General features: G+C 57.9%; 12 protein-coding genes. 3 read left to right on the top strand and 9 right to left on the bottom strand.

The window, feature by feature from the left end; all coding sequences use genetic code 11:
* The first annotated feature begins 214 nt into the window (after positions 1-214).
* Positions 215-1,525, top strand: a complete 1,311-nt coding sequence (gene gltP / locus PYR66_21800) for a glutamate/aspartate:proton symporter GltP (protein WEF27874.1) — start codon at positions 215-217, stop codon at positions 1,523-1,525.
* A 34-nt stretch (positions 1,526-1,559) separates the two neighbouring features.
* Here the strand turns inward: gltP and PYR66_21795 are convergent, their stop codons facing one another.
* Complete coding sequence (locus PYR66_21795; protein ID WEF27873.1) at positions 1,560-2,243, bottom strand: tetratricopeptide repeat protein; 684 nt, start codon at positions 2,241-2,243, stop codon at positions 1,560-1,562.
* Positions 2,244-2,446: 203 nt separating this feature from the next.
* Positions 2,447-4,594, bottom strand: coding sequence for a formate dehydrogenase subunit alpha (fdhF, locus tag PYR66_21790; GenBank protein ID WEF27872.1), 2,148 nt, complete (start codon positions 4,592-4,594; stop codon positions 2,447-2,449).
* A gap of 272 nt (positions 4,595-4,866) precedes the next feature.
* On the opposite strand from fdhF, the gene PYR66_21785 reads away from it, so the two are divergent.
* The gene (locus PYR66_21785) at positions 4,867-5,601 is read left to right on the top strand and encodes a response regulator transcription factor (GenBank protein ID WEF27871.1); all 735 of its coding nucleotides are present in this window, start codon (positions 4,867-4,869) and stop codon (positions 5,599-5,601) included.
* A gap of 51 nt (positions 5,602-5,652) precedes the next feature.
* Here the strand turns inward: PYR66_21785 and PYR66_21780 are convergent, their stop codons facing one another.
* Genes PYR66_21780 through PYR66_21770 form a run of 3 tightly spaced genes read right to left on the bottom strand, consistent with a single transcriptional unit; the run spans position 5,653 to position 9,143 of the window.
* Complete coding sequence (locus PYR66_21780; protein ID WEF27870.1) at positions 5,653-6,594, bottom strand: ABC transporter substrate-binding protein; 942 nt, start codon at positions 6,592-6,594, stop codon at positions 5,653-5,655.
* A gap of 30 nt (positions 6,595-6,624) precedes the next feature.
* On the bottom strand, positions 6,625-7,626 hold the full coding sequence (locus PYR66_21775; protein WEF27869.1) for a ribose ABC transporter permease: 1,002 nt from the start codon (positions 7,624-7,626) through the stop codon (positions 6,625-6,627).
* Positions 7,623-9,143 carry a sugar ABC transporter ATP-binding protein gene (locus PYR66_21770; GenBank protein ID WEF27868.1) on the bottom strand — a complete coding sequence of 507 codons (1,521 nt, stop codon included), beginning with the start codon at positions 9,141-9,143 and terminating at the stop codon, positions 7,623-7,625. The genes PYR66_21775 and PYR66_21770 overlap by 4 nt, the downstream gene beginning before the upstream one ends.
* Positions 9,144-9,457: 314 nt before the next feature.
* On the opposite strand from PYR66_21770, the gene PYR66_21765 reads away from it, so the two are divergent.
* Positions 9,458-11,773 (top strand): ATP-binding protein, encoded by a 2,316-nt coding sequence (locus tag PYR66_21765; protein WEF27867.1) that lies wholly within the window; start codon positions 9,458-9,460, stop codon positions 11,771-11,773.
* Here PYR66_21765 and alsK read toward each other — a convergent pair.
* The 4 genes from alsK to alsA are packed head-to-tail and all read right to left on the bottom strand — an operon-like array spanning position 11,691 to position 15,813.
* On the bottom strand, positions 11,691-12,632 hold the full coding sequence (alsK, locus tag PYR66_21760) for an allose kinase (GenBank protein WEF27866.1): 942 nt from the start codon (positions 12,630-12,632) through the stop codon (positions 11,691-11,693). The genes PYR66_21765 and alsK overlap by 83 nt on opposite strands.
* Positions 12,616-13,311 (bottom strand): D-allulose 6-phosphate 3-epimerase, encoded by a 696-nt coding sequence (alsE, locus tag PYR66_21755; protein WEF30522.1) that lies wholly within the window; start codon positions 13,309-13,311, stop codon positions 12,616-12,618. The genes alsK and alsE overlap by 17 nt, the downstream gene beginning before the upstream one ends.
* A gap of 10 nt (positions 13,312-13,321) precedes the next feature.
* Complete coding sequence (gene alsC / locus PYR66_21750) at positions 13,322-14,302, bottom strand: D-allose ABC transporter permease (protein WEF27865.1); 981 nt, start codon at positions 14,300-14,302, stop codon at positions 13,322-13,324.
* Positions 14,281-15,813 carry a D-allose ABC transporter ATP-binding protein AlsA gene (gene alsA, locus PYR66_21745; GenBank protein ID WEF27864.1) on the bottom strand — a complete coding sequence of 511 codons (1,533 nt, stop codon included), beginning with the start codon at positions 15,811-15,813 and terminating at the stop codon, positions 14,281-14,283. The genes alsC and alsA overlap by 22 nt, the downstream gene beginning before the upstream one ends.
* Between the last annotated feature and the right edge of the window lie 6 nt (positions 15,814-15,819).

Here is a 15,819-nt window from a genome sequence, read left to right as displayed (position 1 = left end):
AATACTTATGCAATGTAATGCGCCGAAATAGGTAGATTTATGCAAAAAACCAGAAGAAAGCCCTGTTCTTAAAGGCTTGCGCAGCATGCCGTGCAAATGATACTGATATCGCGCGTTAAATAACCCCATAAAGCAACGCAACACAATTCATACCCCTTTCAGTGGGAGCCATTACCTTCAGGAATGGCTCCTTTCATTGAGGAAGTCAGTAGTGATGAAAAAAACAAAAGTCAGCCTGGCCTGGCAAATTTTGCTAGCCCTGGTACTTGGCATACTTCTGGGCAGCTACCTACATTACCACGCCGAAAGTCGTGATTGGTTAATCTCTAACCTCCTGACCCCGGCAGGCGATATCTTTATCCACCTGATCAAAATGATTGTCGTCCCGATTGTCATCTCGACGCTGGTGGTGGGAATTGCAGGCGTCGGCGATGCCAAGCAGTTGGGTCGTATTGGCGCCAAAACCATCATCTATTTTGAAGTCATTACCACGGTGGCTATTGTGCTGGGGATTACCCTGGCGAACGTCTTCCAGCCGGGTAGCGGTATTGATATGTCGCAGTTGGCGGCGGTCGATATCTCGAAATACCAAAACACCACCGCGGAAGTGCAGAGTCACGCGCATGGCCTGATGGGAACTATCTTGTCGCTGGTACCGACCAATATTTTCGCGTCGATGGCGAAAGGCGACATGCTGCCGATTATCTTCTTCTCGGTGCTGTTCGGTCTGGGCCTCTCCTCGCTGCCAGCTACTCACCGCGAACCGCTGGTGACCGTTTTCCGCTCCGTGTCGGAAACCATGTTCAAAGTGACGCATATGGTGATGCGCTACGCGCCGGTCGGGGTATTCGCGCTGATCTCGGTAACCGTCGCCACCTTTGGCTTCGCCTCGCTGTGGCCGCTGGCTAAGCTGGTTATTCTGGTTTACTTCGCGATTCTGTTCTTCGCGCTGGTGGTGCTGGGTCTTGTGGCGCGCGTCTGCGGGTTGAGTATCTGGATCCTGATTCGTATCCTGAAGGACGAGCTGATTCTGGCCTACTCCACGGCGAGTTCCGAAAGCGTGCTGCCGCGTATCATTGAGAAAATGGAAGCCTATGGCGCGCCAGCTTCGATCACCAGCTTCGTGGTGCCGACCGGTTACTCCTTTAACCTCGACGGTTCGACGCTGTACCAGAGCATCGCGGCGATCTTTATCGCGCAGTTGTATGGTATCGACCTCTCCCTGTGGCAGGAAATCACTCTCGTACTGACGCTGATGGTGACCTCGAAAGGCATCGCTGGCGTACCGGGCGTCTCCTTCGTGGTACTGCTGGCGACCCTGGGCAGCGTGGGGATCCCGCTGGAAGGGTTGGCGTTTATTGCTGGCGTCGACCGTATCCTCGACATGGCGCGTACCGCGCTGAACGTGGTCGGCAACGCCCTGGCGGTACTGGTTATCTCCAAGTGGGAACACAAGTTTGACCGCAAGAAAGCGCTGGCGTATGAACGCGAAGTGCTGGGCAAGTTTGATAAAACTGCCCAATAAGATGCAGGAGCCCGGCCATCGCGCCGGGCTTTTTTTAGCCTTTCGTTATCTTATCGAACTCTTCACAACCGGTATCAAACCCCTCCTGACAGCTGACGTTGAGCCAGTGCAGCGCTTTTTGCGGGTTCGGATCGATAAAGCCTTTCTCTCCCTGTTGGAACATCATGCCTGCCCAGTATTCGGCATAACCGGTGCGTGAGAGCGCCGAGCTACCTTTGAAGTACTGCGCCGCTTTGAGGTCATCTCCCGGCGGCAGCACGCCGCTGGCGTAGATTAGCCCGAGCAACATCTGCGCATCGACGGCGGAGTCGCTCTCTTCATCTTTGGCCGCATCCTGTAACAGCCTGATGGCATACGCATAGTCGGTAGGGCCAGCTTGCTGATTGACCAGCACGCGGGCGAGGATAATCTCACCGGCCTTGCTGCCGACCTGCACGGATTGTTCCGCCAGTTGCCGGGCCTGCTGGTAATCGGCCTGCTGCGGGTCGCGGATTTTGAGCTGGGCCAGCAGCGCCAGCGCATCGCCGTCGCCCTGCGCCGCCGCTTTCTGCGCCCAGAATTCAGCCTGCTGGTAATTACCGGAGCTGACCCAGGTATCCGCCAGATAAAACTGCGCCCGCGGATCGCCGGCTTCAGCCTGTTGTTGGTACTGGCTGCCTGGATCTGCAGCGCCTGCGCCAAAGCTGGCGAGCGCCAGCAGTAAATAGAGGTATTTCATTTTTTATTATCAGTAAGGGAGACCCCTGCAGTATAAAGGGCGGCGAAAAAGAAGAAAATGGCGGGAATGAGTAGGGCCGCCCCGGTAAGCGTAAGCGCCACCGGGGGAGGGTTCCCGGATATCGGCTGACGCCTTATCCGGGCTAGCAAACGGCGCAGAACCGTAGCCCTGCTAAGCGCAGCGCAAGCAGGGATTGCCGGTCCTTAACCCATCGCGCTTTCGCGCAGGCGGGCTTTCAGCCTGTTGTACTCCTCGATAACGTACTGTTCCGCCTCACGCTGGTCGGCGATCCGCTCAACGTTGACCGCGCAGTACTTGTATTCCGGCGTTTTGGTTATCGGGCTCAGGTTCTCCGATACCAGCTCGTTACAGGCGCCGATCCACCACTGGTAGGTCATGTACACCGCGCCTTTATTCGGCCGGTCGCTGACCTGCGCGCGGGTGATGATGCGGCCCTGACGAGAATTCACCCACACCAGCGCTTCATCCTCAATGCCTAACCGTTCGGCATCGGCGGTGTTGATTTGCGCGTAGCCGGGTTCATCGGCCAGCGCCGCCAGCGCCGCGCAGTTGCCGGTCATCGAACGGCACGAGTAGTGACCGACTTCGCGCACCGTCGACAGCACCATCGGGTACTCTTCGGTGAGCTTATCGATAGGCGCCACCCAGTCGCAGGTGAAGAACTGGGCTTTGCCGTTCGGGGTATCGAACTTCTCTTTAAACAGATACGACGTCCCCTGGTCGGCGTCGGACTCATCGCGGCATGGCCACATGATATAGCCGAGCTCGCCCATTTTCTCGTAGGTCGCGCCGGTGAAGTCCGGGCACAGATGCCGCAGCTCATCCCAGATTTCCTGAGTGTTGTGGTAGTGCATCGGATAGCCCATCCGGGTGGCGATTTCGCTGATAATCTGCCAGTCGGTTTTCAGGTCCCACTTCGGCTCCACCGCTTTAAAGAAGCGCTGGAAGCCGCGGTCCGCCGCGGTGTAAACGCCTTCGTGCTCGCCCCACGAGGTGGACGGCAGAATAACGTCGGCCGCCGCCGCGGTTTTGGTCATGAAAATATCCTGGACGATAACCAGCTCCAGCTGTTCAAACGCCCTGCGGACCGCCGAAAGCTCGGCGTCGGTCTGCAGCGGATCCTCGCCCATAATGTACGCCGCGCGCACTTCGCCGTGTTCGGCGCGATGCGGCAGCTCGCTGATGCGATAACCGGTATGCTCCGGCAGGCTGTCAATGCCCCAGGCCCTGGCGAACTTCTCGCGGTTCTCCGGGAACTTAACGTACTGATAGCCCGGATAGGTATCCGGCAGGGCGCCCATATCGCAGGCGCCCTGCACGTTGTTCTGTCCGCGCACCGGGTTCACGCCGACGCTCGGTTTGCCGAGGTTGCCGGTGAGGATCGCCAGGCTGGTCAGCGAACGCACGGTTTCCACGCCCTGATAGAACTGGGTGACGCCCATGCCCCACAGAATGGCGGCGGATTTGGCCTTCGCGTACATCCGGGCGCAGGCGCGGATCTCCTGAGCGCTGACGCCGGTAATGGCTTCCACCGATTCCGGCGTGTAGCCTTCGACGATTTTGCGATACTCCTCAAAGCCTTCAGCACGACCGGAGACGAAGGCTTTATCGTACAGATCCTCTTCAATAATGACGTGGCCCAGGGCGTTGAGCAGCGCGATATTCGAGCCGTTCTTCAGCGCAAGGTGCATGTCAGCGATGCGCGCGGTTTCAATCTTGCGCGGGTCGCAGACGATGATTTTCGCCCCGTTGCGTTTAGCGTTAATGACGTGATTCGCCACGATAGGGTGGGAATCCGCCGGGTTGTAGCCGAAGATGAACACCAGATCGGTGTGATCAATCTCCGTGATGGCATTACTCATGGCGCCGTTACCGACCGACTGGTGCAGACCTGCAACCGAAGGGCCGTGTCAGACGCGCGCGCAGCAGTCGACGTTATTGGTGCCAATAACGGCGCGGGCGAATTTCTGCATCACGTAGTTGGTTTCATTGCCGGTTCCGCGCGAGGAGCCGGTGGTCTGGATAGCGTCCGGGCCATACTTCGCTTTAATGGCGCTGAGGCGGGCGGCGACGTAATCGAGCGCCTCGTCCCAGGAGACGGCTTCCAGTTTGCCGCCGCGCTGGCGGCGGATCATAGGGGTTTTGAGACGCGGCGTGAGGATTTGGGTATCGTTAATGAAGTCCCAGCCATAATAGCCTTTCAGACACAGGGTTCCCTGGTTGGTTTTCCCCTGCGCCGCCTCGGCCCGGACGATTTTGCCGTTATCGACCACCAGGTTGATTTTGCAACCTGATGCGCAATACGGACAAACCGTGACGACTTTTTTCATCGGTCTTGCTCCAGTTAATCAATCGGCGCTTACGCGCTATTGACCGTCACTATGCATCTTCTATGCCATGTTTTCATTGTGGGTATTAGCGGATAGTACGCAGCTTTTTTGGGCTAAATGCTGACGAAAAACAGCTCATCGTCAGTTTTGACGTGACGAAAAGCCCGGAGATGTGACGCCGATTATAAAAACGGCAGCGGAAAATGGATTTGTCGCCGCCAGTTTGCAGAATCGACCAGACTGACACTATTCCCGGCGGGCAGAGGCACACAATGAAACCAGTCATTTTGGTCGTTGATGACGACAGCGCGATTTGCGAGCTGCTGAGCGATGTGCTCGGGGCGCACGCGTTCGAGGTGATGGTCTGCCAGAGCGGCGGCGAGGCGCTGACGGCGGTGGCGCAACGGGCGGATATCGCGCTGATATTGCTGGATATGATCCTACCCGACACTAACGGATTGCTGGTGCTGCAGCAGCTACAGCGCACCCGACCTGAACTGCCGGTGGTGATGCTTTCCGGCCTGGGAAGCGAATCTGACGTGGTCGTCGGGCTGGAAATGGGCGCCGACGACTACATCGCCAAACCGTTTAACTCGCGGGTGGTGGTGGCGCGAGTGAAAGCGGTACTGCGGCGTAGCGGAGCGATCGGTGCGGAAAGCGCCGTGCCGAGTGTGTATAACGGCCTGTTATTTAACGGCTGGCGGCTCGATACCGGCCGCTGTGAGCTGTTTAACCCACAACAGCAAAGCGTGGCGTTAACCCAGGGGGAATATGGATTGTTGTTGGCGCTGGCGCAGAACGCCCGCCGGGTGTTGAACCGCGAACAGCTACTGGCGCTGACCCATAACGAAAGCATGGATGTTTTCGACCGCACGGTCGATGTGCTGATCATGCGCCTGCGGCGTAAAATCGAAGTCAACCCGCATCAGCCGACCTTGATTAAAACCCTGCGCGGGTTGGGTTATGTCTTTGCCGCCGATGTGACGCATAGCGACAAAGCCGCGTAGGGGCGAGGGAGCCCGGATGGCGCTTTGCGCGTTATCCGGGCCGATTTCGGTTTATTTCACCGTCCAGCCTTTGTAGCTGCTGACGTTGTTTTTGTCGATCATCGTCACCGGGATCAGCACCGGCGCGGTTGGCGCGGGTTTGCCTTGCAGAATGTCATAGCCGATTTCCACCGCCTTCGCCGCCATCACCTGTGGGTCTTGCGCCGGGGTGGCGACAAACAGTGAATTCTTCCGTTTCAGCGCCTCTTCGCCATCCGGGCTACCATCGACGCCGACGATAAAGAACTCGTTACGTTGCGCCTGTTTCGCCGCCAGATCGGCGCCAATCGCCGTCGGGTCGTTGATTGCGAACACGCCGTCAATCTTCGGATTCGCCGCTAACAGCGAGGTCATCACTTCCAGACCGCCTTCGCGGCTGCCTTTGGCGTTCTGGTTAGAAGAGAGGATCTTGATATCCGGGTGTTTTTTGAATTCCGTTTCGCAGCCTTCGACGCGGTTCTGCACCGCGGAAACCGGTGGCCCGTTGATAATCACCACGTTGCCTTTGTTGTTCAGGCGATCGCTAATGTATTTACAGGCCATCTCGCCGGCCTGGGTGTTATCGGAGGTGATGGTGGCATCGGCGCCATCGGCGGCGACGTCAACGGCGACGACCACAATCCCGGCCTGCTTCGCCCGTTTCACCGCCGGGCCGATCCCTTTCGAGTCGGCGGCGTTGAGGATGATCATATCGACTTTGGCGGCGATAAAGTTATCAATCTGCGCCACCTGCTGGCCCAAATCGTAGCCGCTGGAGACCAGCGTGACCTTCACGTTGTCTCCCGCCAGTTTACGGGCTTCCAGCTCCGCGCCTTTGGTGATTTGCACGAAGAACGGGTTGGCGAGATCGCCCACCGTCACGCCTATCGATTTCAGATCTTTGGCCGACGCAAAGGGAGAGGCGGCCAGCAGTGCGCCAGCACACAGCGCGGTCACTATCGGTTTTAAACGCATTCGCTTTTCCTCGCAGATAAGATGTTGTTGTTATGCACTTTGATGGTGTCGGGTACGGTATTTGTCGATCAGCACCGCTATGATGATCACCGCCCCTTTGATCACCAGTTGCCAGAAGTAAGAGACGCCCATCAGCGTCATGCCGTTATTCAGGGTGGCGATAATCAGCGCCCCCACCAGCGTACCGGTGATGGTGCCGATACCGCCGACGAAGCTGGTACCGCCGAGAATTACCGCGGCGATGGCGTCCAGCTCATAACCCACACCGAGGTTGCCGTTGGCGCTATATAGCCGCGAGGCGCTCATTACCCCGCCGAGCCCGGAGAGCAGCCCGCTCATACCATAGACGAACAGCAGCACCAGCCAGACTTTAATCCCCGTGAGGCGCGCCGCCTGCATATTGCCGCCGACGGCGTAGATATGAATACCGAGCGTGGTGCGGCGTAGGATGAACCAGCACACCGCAATCACCGCCAGCGCAATCACCACCAGCCACGGTACCGGGCCGAGATAGTCATTGCCGATCCATTCAAAGCTGATGTCGGAGTTAATGACCGTGGTGCCGTCAGCCAGCAGATAGGCGGCGCCGCGCAACGCGGTGTAGGTGCCGAGGGTGACGATAAATGGCGGCAGCCCGGCGAAGGCGACCAGCACGCCGTTGAACAAGCCGAGCAACATGCCGAGCATCAGCGCCGCCGGAATCGACAGTAAGGCGAACTGTGGGATAAGCGAGACCACCATCGCCGCCACGGCGGTGGTGCCGAGAATCGAGCCGACTGAAAGATCGATGCCGCCGGTGAGAATGATAAAGGTCATCCCCGCCGCCAGTACGATGTTGATGGAGGCCTGGCGGGTGATATTCAGCAGGTTGCTTTCAGTGAAGAAGTTCGGCGCGATAAAGCCGAAGACGGCGACAATCAGGATTAAAATCGGCAAGATGCCGACGGTCTGCATCAGGTCGCCCATCAGCATTTTTTTGGCCGAAGCGGACTTTGCCGTCGGCGGCGCGGAGGTATCTTTCGGTATGCTCATGCTTGCCCTGCCTTTAGGTGAGTATCGTTAACCCCGGTCGCCAGCGTCATAATGCTCTCCTGGCTAATTTCACCGACCTGTAGTTCGCCTGCGATGCCGCCTTCGCGCATCACGTACACCCGATCGCTCATTCCCACCACCTCAGGCAGTTCGCTGGAGATCATTAAAATGGCGACGCCCTGGCGGGCCATCTGGTTCATGATGCGGTAAATCTCGCTTTTGGCGCCGACGTCGACGCCGCGGGTAGGTTCATCAAGGATCAGAATGCGCGGGCCGATCGCCACCCAGCGCGAAATCAGCAATTTTTGCTGATTGCCGCCGGAAAGCCCGCCGGCGCGCACCTGCGCATGCGGGACGCGAATGTTAAGCAACTGGATCGCGTCATCGGAGATGGTTTGCGCCTTCTTGCGGTCGAGCATCCCCCAGTTGGCGTCGCGCTCCAGCGTCGCCATGGTGATGTTCTCCTGCGCCGCCAGTTCGAGAAATAATCCCTGCTCTTTACGGTTTTCGGTCAGAAAGCCGATTCCGAGGTCGATCGCTTCGCGCGGCGAATGAATGACGACCGGTTCGCTGTCGATTTCAATCACCCCGCCAGTAGCTTTGCGGACGCCGAAAATCAGCTGCGCCAGTTCGGAACGCCCGGCGCCGACCAGACCGGCAAGGCCGACGATCTCGCCCGCGTGCACCACCAGACTGCTGGGACGGACTTTGCCGCCGTCGGTGAGATCCTGTACCCGCAGACGCGGCTGGCCACGCGGAATATCGCGCGCTTTGTTGAACAGATCGCTGAGCGGGCGGCCGACCATCATGCGCACTAATTCGGGCGCGCTAAGGTGGTCGCGGGTCAGGCTGCCGACGTACTGGCCGTCGCGCAGCACGCTGACGCGATCGGAGAGTTCATACACTTCCGCCATGCGGTGGCTGATATAGATAATCGCCATCCCCTCATCGCGCAGGCGCAGAATCAGCTCAAACAGGCGCTGGGTTTCTCGCGAGGAGAGGGCGGCGGTGGGTTCATCCATCACCAGAATGCGGCTGTTGCGGTGCAGCGCGCGGGCGATTTCCACCTGTTGCTGCTCGGCGATAGTCAGTTTCATCACGCGATCGCTGGCTTTGAATTGCGCACCGAGCCGGTCGATGACCGCCTGCGCCTGCACCAGCATTTCTTTGCGCTGCGTCATCCCGCCGCGGGCGAGCTCACTGCCGAGGAAAATGTTTTCCGCGACGGTCAGATTCGGCGCTAACTGCATCTCCTGATAAATCAGCGTGATCCCCGCCGCCAGCGCGTCTTTCGGCCCCTTGATCGTCTGCGGTTTACCGTCGATCAGGATCTCGCCGCTGGTGGCGGTGTAAGCGCCGGCGAGGATCTTCATCAGCGTGCTTTTTCCTGCGCCGTTTTCGCCCATCAACGCGTGGATCTCGCCGGGCCAGACCGTCAGATCCACGCCTTTCAGCGCATAAAACTTACCGAAAGCTTTGGCGATGTTGCGCATGGACAGAACTGGTGTTCCTTGCATGCTGGCTCTCCTGGCTGAGTTGTCGATTTCGGCACTTCATCACTGCAACGTAAATGAATAATGTCATCGGCCATTCATAATTGTCATATACCCGTCATCCTTCGAGCTGTAGGTGCGTTGGCTACACTCGCTCACCCCAGTCACTGACTAGAGTCAGCTCCTGGGGATTCACTCTTTTGCCGCCTGCCTGCAACTCGAATTATTTTGGGTGTCATGTTGAATAGTTAACGCAGATCACAGTTACGCCGCTAAATTTTCTTCACCTCCGGGCGTTGTCCGGGAATGATGGGAGAAAACACCCGACCGGAGCCGCCATGTCCTCTCGCCACCTGCACTTTTTTGTTAGCGCCCGCGGACGCCTGCTGTCATTTAATCTGTTGATGGTGGCGGTGACGCTGATGGTCGCCGGCGTGGCGATCTTCGGTTTTCGTCACGCCAGCCAGTTGCAGGAACAGGTGCAGCAGCAGACGCTGAGCGATATGAGCGGCAGTATGAACCTGGCGCGCGATACCGCGAATGTCGCCACCGCGGCGGTGCGGCTGTCGCAGGTGGTGGGCGCGCTGGAGTATAAAAGCGAGGCGGAACGGCTACTGGAGACGCAGCAAGCGCTTAAACGCTCGCTGGCGCAGCTGGCTTCGGCGCCGTTAGCCCAGCAGGAGCTGGCGCTGGTGGCGAGCATTATTCGCCGTAGCAATGAGCTGCAACAGAGCGTGGCCGGGATGCTGGAGCGCGGGCAGCGCCGCCATCTTCAGCGCAACGAACTGCTGAGCGCGCTGTATCAAAACCAGAGCTATTTGCGCCATTTGCAGGATCTCAACGATCGTGTCGGGAGGCAGGCGATCGATCGTCAGCGACTCAGCGAAATGGACCGCTTGATCGTTGCCGCGATACACACCGCGACGCCGCGATCGATCGTGCTGCAACTCGACGCGGTAAGAACCTTTTTACCGCAGGGCAGCGCGGACCCGGCGTTGGCGTTTATCCTGCCGGATTTCAACGCCGAGCTGGCCAGGCTGGCGCCGTTGTCGGCACAGCTCGAAGAGAGCGATCTGGCGATCGGCTGGTATATGTTTCACATCAAAGCGCTGGTCGCGTTGCTGAATGGCGATATTAATCAGTACGTGGCCAAGGTCGCGCAGGCATCTGAGGCGCGGGCGGCGCTGAGCCATCAGCAGTTAAGTTCCATCAGTACCTTTATTCTGCTGGCCGCGCTATTGGCGCTGGCGATCACCGGCTGCGCCGGTTGGTACATCTACCGTAATCTCGGCCTGAACCTGAACGCCATTTCCGGCGCCATGTCGCGGCTGGCGCACGGTGAGCAGAACGTGACGGTTCCGGCCCTGCAACGGCGCGATGAACTCGGCGAACTGGCGCGCGCGTTTAACGTCTTCGCCCGTAATACCGCTTCGCTTGAGCACACGACGCGCCTGCTGCGCGAGAAGACCACGCAGCTGGAGATCGACCGCATTGAGCGGCAGGGACTTGAAGAGGCACTGCGGCACAGTCAGAAGATGAAAGTCGTCGGCCAGCTCACCGGCGGCCTGGCGCACGACTTTAACAATCTACTGGCGGTGATTATCGGCAGCCTCGAACTGGTGCAGCCGGATGAACGCGATGCGCCGCGGATCTCGCGGGCGCAGAAGGCCGCCGAGCGCGGCGCATTGTTGACTCAGCGGTTGCTGGCGTTTTCGCGCAAGCAGTCGCTCAATCCGCAGGCCGTCGCGTTACAGCCGTTGCTGGAAAATCTCAGCGAACTGATGCGCCATTCGCTGCCTTCGTCGCTGAGCCTGGAGATTGAGGCGCAGTCTCCCGCCTGGCCTGCGTGGATCGATGTCGGCCAACTGGAAAACGCGATAATCAATCTGGTGATGAACGCCCGCGATGCCATGGAAGGGCAGTCTGGGGTGATAAAGCTGCGTACCTGGAATCAGCGGGTCACCCGTAGCGATGGGCGGCGGCAGGATATGGCGGCGCTGGAAGTGATTGATCATGGCTGCGGGATGTCGCAGGAGATAAAAGCGCAGGTCTTCGAGCCCTTCTTCACGACCAAGCAAACCGGCAGCGGTAGCGGACTCGGGTTGTCGATGGTGTACGGCTTTGTGCGCCAGTCGGGCGGGCGTGTGGCCATCGACAGCGCGCCGGGGCAGGGAACCACCGTGCGGCTACAGCTGCCGCGTGCCACAACGGTGGCGGTAGACGAGCCGCCGCTGACGGATAGCGAACCGATGGCGGCAGGCGAGCGCTTGGCGCTGGTGTTGGAGGATGAAGCCGACGTGCGCCAGACGCTCTGTGAGCAGCTGCATCAGTTGGGTTGGCTGACACTGGAAGCGCAAAACGGCGAACAGGCGCTACAGATGTTGGCGGCCTCCGGGGAAATCGCGCTGCTGATCAGCGATTTAATGTTACCCGGCGGGCTGAGCGGCGCGGAGGTGATTCATGAAGCGCAGCGCCGCTTCCCGGCGGTGGCGCTGCTGCTGATTAGCGGCCAGGATCTGCGCCCGGCGCATAACCCGGCCCTGCCGGACGTGGAGCGGCTACGTAAACCTTTCACCCGTATACAGCTGGCGCAGGCGCTACGGGCGGCGAGTAGCGGACACGGGCCAGCGTCGCCGCCCCCTGAGCGCCGTTAAATGCGGATGATGAGGCATCAACAAAACGTACCGCCTGCCAGGGAAGCGGGCGACGCAGGTGCTGCCCGATCGCCGTCATCAACGTTTCACGCGGGAAATCCGCCATGTCCATGACGCCGCCGCCGAGAATTACCGTATCGGGGTCGAACAAATTGATGCTGGTGGCGATGGCGCGGGCGGCATGGCGCAATAATGTCTGGATGAAGGGCTCCTGCACCGCGTGGGTGAACAGTTCGTCGATCGCATAATCCCGCGGCTGCTGTTCGTACCAGCGTTTGAGCGCGATGCCGGAGCAGACGGTTTCCAGACAGCCGCGGTTGCCGCAGGCGCAGGTCAGCGCCTCGTCGCCTTGCGGAATATGCCCGAGCTCGCCAGCGACGCCATGGGCCCCGGTCCAGGGTTCGCCGTTAAGCCAGATGGCAAAACCCATTCCGGTACCAAGATAGGCGGCCAGTACCTGCTGGTGCTGGAGCCTGTTTTCCCGCACGTCAAAAGAGAGCTGCAAATTGACGTCGCGGTAAAATTCGACCGGGCAGCCGACGGCATGTTCGATGTCATCGGCGAGCGTCAGCAGCGTTTCCGGCGCCAGCGGGAGGTTCGGCGTTGAGATAATCGTGCGTTTATCTTTGCCGACCAACGCCGGCAAGCCCATGACCAGGCCGTAGCAGCGGGCCTGATAGCGCGTAAGCTGCTGTTGTATCTGGCGTGCGACGCCCGTCGCCACGCCACCGTCGGCAATGACCTCGGCGGTGCGCAACTTTTCGCAGTGCAGCGATTCACCGTGTTCCGTTTGCAGGCAAAAACGGATATGGGTGGCTCCCATATCCACGCCCGCGACGACCTTAAGCGCTTTTGGCATGAGGCAGTACCTCGTTTTTCGCGGCTAAAATTTGCTGAGTCATCACCTGCCAGGCTTCATCGATGCGCTCGGCATGGTTGAACAACCCTGAGGTGCCGACGATGAATACGTCCGCGCCTGCGGCGATCAGCGTTTCATAAGTGGCCTGGTTGCATGAGCCGTCGATTTCAATTTCGAAGCTCAACTCTTCGCGCTCGCGCCAGGCTTTCAGTTCGGCAATTTTATCCAGCATCTCCGGGATAAACGGCTGCCCGGCAAAGCCCGGATCGACGGTCATCACCGTAATTTTATCGGCTTTATGGAGGTAGTATTTCATCGTCTCAACCGGTGTTTCCGGGTTGAGAATGAAACCGACTTTCATACCGTGGCGGCGAATTTCGTCAATCAGGCGGAAAGCCTGGCCATTGATGGTCTCCGGGTGCAGGGTGATAAAATCCGCGCCGGCTTTTGCCAACTGGCTAATGTAATCCTGCGGACGGGTCACCATCAGATGGCAATCCAGCGGCTTATGAGCCAGCTTATTCACCTGGCTGACAAAAAAGGGCGACAGGGTCAGGTTAGGGACAAAATGGCCGTCCATGATATCAATGTGAAAATAGTCGGCATGCTGGTCGATAAACTCGATTTGTTCTTTAAATTTCAGCAAATCCATACACATTAACGACGGTGCAATTTTCATCATAAATTCCTTACTTACTGATAAGACGATCGAGGGCGACTGCCGCGATGATTAATCCGCCCATCACCACCAGTTGGTAATAGGTTTGTACTTGCAAAATATTCAGCCCGTTGTTGATGGTGCCGATAATCAGGCCGCCAATCACCACCGAGAAAATGCGTCCCTTACCGCCAAAGAAGCTGGTGCCGCCGATGATGGCGCTGGCGATGGCGTAAGTTTCAAATCCCATGCCCGCCAGCGGCTCGGCAGCCCCGAGGCGCGCGGTGGAGACGACGCCAGCCAGCCCGGCGCACACGCCGGAAATAATGAACACCAGCAGCATGTGGAACTTCACGTCAATGCCGGAGTAGAAGGCTGAGTTTTTGTTGCCGCCAAGGGCGTAGATATTGCGCCCCAGCCGCATGCGGGTGGTCAGGAACCACAGCAGCACCGCGACAATCAGCGAGAAGATAACCGGGACCGGGATGCCCAACACGCTGGCGGCGAAGAAATTGACGAAATCGAAGGAGAAGCCATATACCGAGTTGGCGTCGGAGATAACCAGCGTGATGCCGCGAAAAATCGCGTTGGTGCCAAGGGTGATAATGAAAGGGTGCAGACCTGTCCAGTTCACCAGGCAACCGTTGATCGCCCCCAGCGCGCCGCCGACCAGCACGCCGCCAATCAACGCGGCGAGGAATGGATCGACACCTGCCAGCATCAACTTGGCGGTGACCATGCCGGACAGCGCCAGGATCGCGCCGACGGAAAGGTCGATACCGGCGACCAGGATGGCGAAGAATTCCCCCATGCCAATCAGCACGGTCACCGAGCTTTGCACGAAGATTTGCGTGATGTTATTGGTAGTCAGGAAATACTCTGACGACAGCGTGCCGAAAATGGCGACAATCATCGCAAGGATAAAAAAGGTGCCGTATTTATCCCAGAACAGCGCGAAGTTAAACGGCTTTTTCTCGCCCATTTCGCCTTTTACTCTTGTGGTAGTGCCCATGCCATAATCTCCTCTTCGCGCATGTCTTCGCGATTGGTCAGGATTTGCGTCAGCCGCCCCTCGCAGAACACGGCAATGCGGTCGCAGACGGTGATAATTTCAGGAAGCTCGGATGACACCATCAGGATGACTTTTCCGTCGTCCGCGAGCTGGCGCATCACTTTGTAGATTTCGGCTTTGGCGCCGACGTCGATGCCGCGGGTAGGTTCATCAAAGATGATCACGTCGGGGTTGCAGCATAACCATTTGGAAATCAATACCTTTTGCTGGTTCCCCCCAGAGAGTTCGGTAATGTTTTGATCAACGCTATGGCATTTCAGCGCCAGCAGCTTGCGCTGCTCCTCGGCGATTTGGCGTTCGCGGTCCTCGTGGTACAGCCCGGTGGCGCCTTTGTAGCCGCCTAGCTTCAAGCTTTGGCTGATCGCCATGTTCTGGGCGATAGAGAAGTTGGCGAAGAAGCCGTTATCACGGCGGCTTTCGGTGATATAACCCATGCCTTTTTTCAGCGCGTCGAGTGGCGAGCGGGGAGAGATCTCCCGCCCATTGAGGCGGATTTCGCCGCTGGAGCGTTTATCAACGCCAAATAAGCAGTCCATGAGTTCGGTGCGCCCGGAACCCACCAGACCGGCAAAGCCGAGGATTTCGCCGCGGTTGACGCTAAAAGAGATATCGCGAACTTTCTTCTTATCGCGGCTGGTGACGTTTTTCACTTCAAACACCGTTTCCCGGGCGAGGTGGCCGGCGCTTTCTTTCATCGCGTTAAAGCGGTTTTGCAGCTCGCGACCGACCATCAGACGCACGATATCGTCATTGTTAACCTCGCTGACCATGCCGCTGCAGACGCTGCTGCCATCTTTCATCACCGTGTAGCGATCGCAAATACGCCGAATTTCCGCCAACTTGTGCGAGATATAAACGATGGCGGTGCCTTCATTGCGCAGCTGGTTCATAATCAGGAACAGGTAGTCCACCTCGTTGTTGGTGAGCGAGGAGGTGGGTTCGTCCATGATCAACACTTTGGCGTCGAGCATCAGGGTTTTAGCGATTTCCAGCATCTGTTTATGGCTGATGGACAGGTTCGCGACTTTTTCGTCTAAATCGACCTTTAAGCCGACGCGCAATAGCATCATTGCCGCACGCAGGCGCATTTCTTTCCAGTCGATAATATTAATGCCGCAAACTTTTTTCGTCAGATGACGGCCAATATAGAGATTCTCTAAAACCGTTAATTCATCAATAACGCTGAGTTCCTGGTAAATAATGCCAATACCGAGCTGGGCGGCTAATTTATGGTCCAGTTTGCGGTAGTCGCTATTATTTATCGTAATGGTGCCTTGCGTGGGCTCATGTATTCCTGATAACACTTTCATTAACGTTGATTTACCCGCGCCATTCTCACCTAATAACGCATGTATCTCGTGCGGATAAATAGTTAAATCAACAGATTTTAAGGCATGAACCGGACCAAAGGATTTGCCGATCCCCGCCATCGATATATATGGCATGACCATTATTAC

This window comes from Klebsiella aerogenes (assembly GCA_029027985.1).
In the GTDB taxonomy this organism is placed as follows: Bacteria; Pseudomonadota; Gammaproteobacteria; order Enterobacterales; family Enterobacteriaceae; genus Klebsiella; species Klebsiella aerogenes_A.
The sequence above is the reverse complement of the archived record's forward strand: the minus strand, read 5'-3'. Positions and strand labels throughout refer to the sequence as shown.

Excerpts from the sequence above, each read along its gene's own strand:
- gltP (WEF27874.1), top strand. The coding sequence starts at position 215 with ATGAAAAAAACAAAAGTCAGCCTGGCCTGGCAAATTTTGCTAGCCCTG.
- PYR66_21795 (WEF27873.1), bottom strand. The coding sequence starts at position 2,243 with ATGAAATACCTCTATTTACTGCTGGCGCTCGCCAGCTTTGGCGCAGGC.
- PYR66_21785 (WEF27871.1), top strand. The coding sequence starts at position 4,867 with ATGAAACCAGTCATTTTGGTCGTTGATGACGACAGCGCGATTTGCGAG.
- PYR66_21780 (WEF27870.1), bottom strand. The coding sequence starts at position 6,594 with ATGCGTTTAAAACCGATAGTGACCGCGCTGTGTGCTGGCGCACTGCTG.
- PYR66_21775 (WEF27869.1), bottom strand. The coding sequence starts at position 7,626 with ATGAGCATACCGAAAGATACCTCCGCGCCGCCGACGGCAAAGTCCGCT.
- PYR66_21770 (WEF27868.1), bottom strand. The coding sequence starts at position 9,143 with ATGCAAGGAACACCAGTTCTGTCCATGCGCAACATCGCCAAAGCTTTC.
- PYR66_21765 (WEF27867.1), top strand. The coding sequence starts at position 9,458 with ATGTCCTCTCGCCACCTGCACTTTTTTGTTAGCGCCCGCGGACGCCTG.
- alsK (WEF27866.1), bottom strand. The coding sequence starts at position 12,632 with ATGCCAAAAGCGCTTAAGGTCGTCGCGGGCGTGGATATGGGAGCCACC.
- alsE (WEF30522.1), bottom strand. The coding sequence starts at position 13,311 with ATGAAAATTGCACCGTCGTTAATGTGTATGGATTTGCTGAAATTTAAA.
- alsC (WEF27865.1), bottom strand. The coding sequence starts at position 14,302 with ATGGGCACTACCACAAGAGTAAAAGGCGAAATGGGCGAGAAAAAGCCG.
- alsA (WEF27864.1), bottom strand. The coding sequence starts at position 15,813 with ATGGTCATGCCATATATATCGATGGCGGGGATCGGCAAATCCTTTGGT.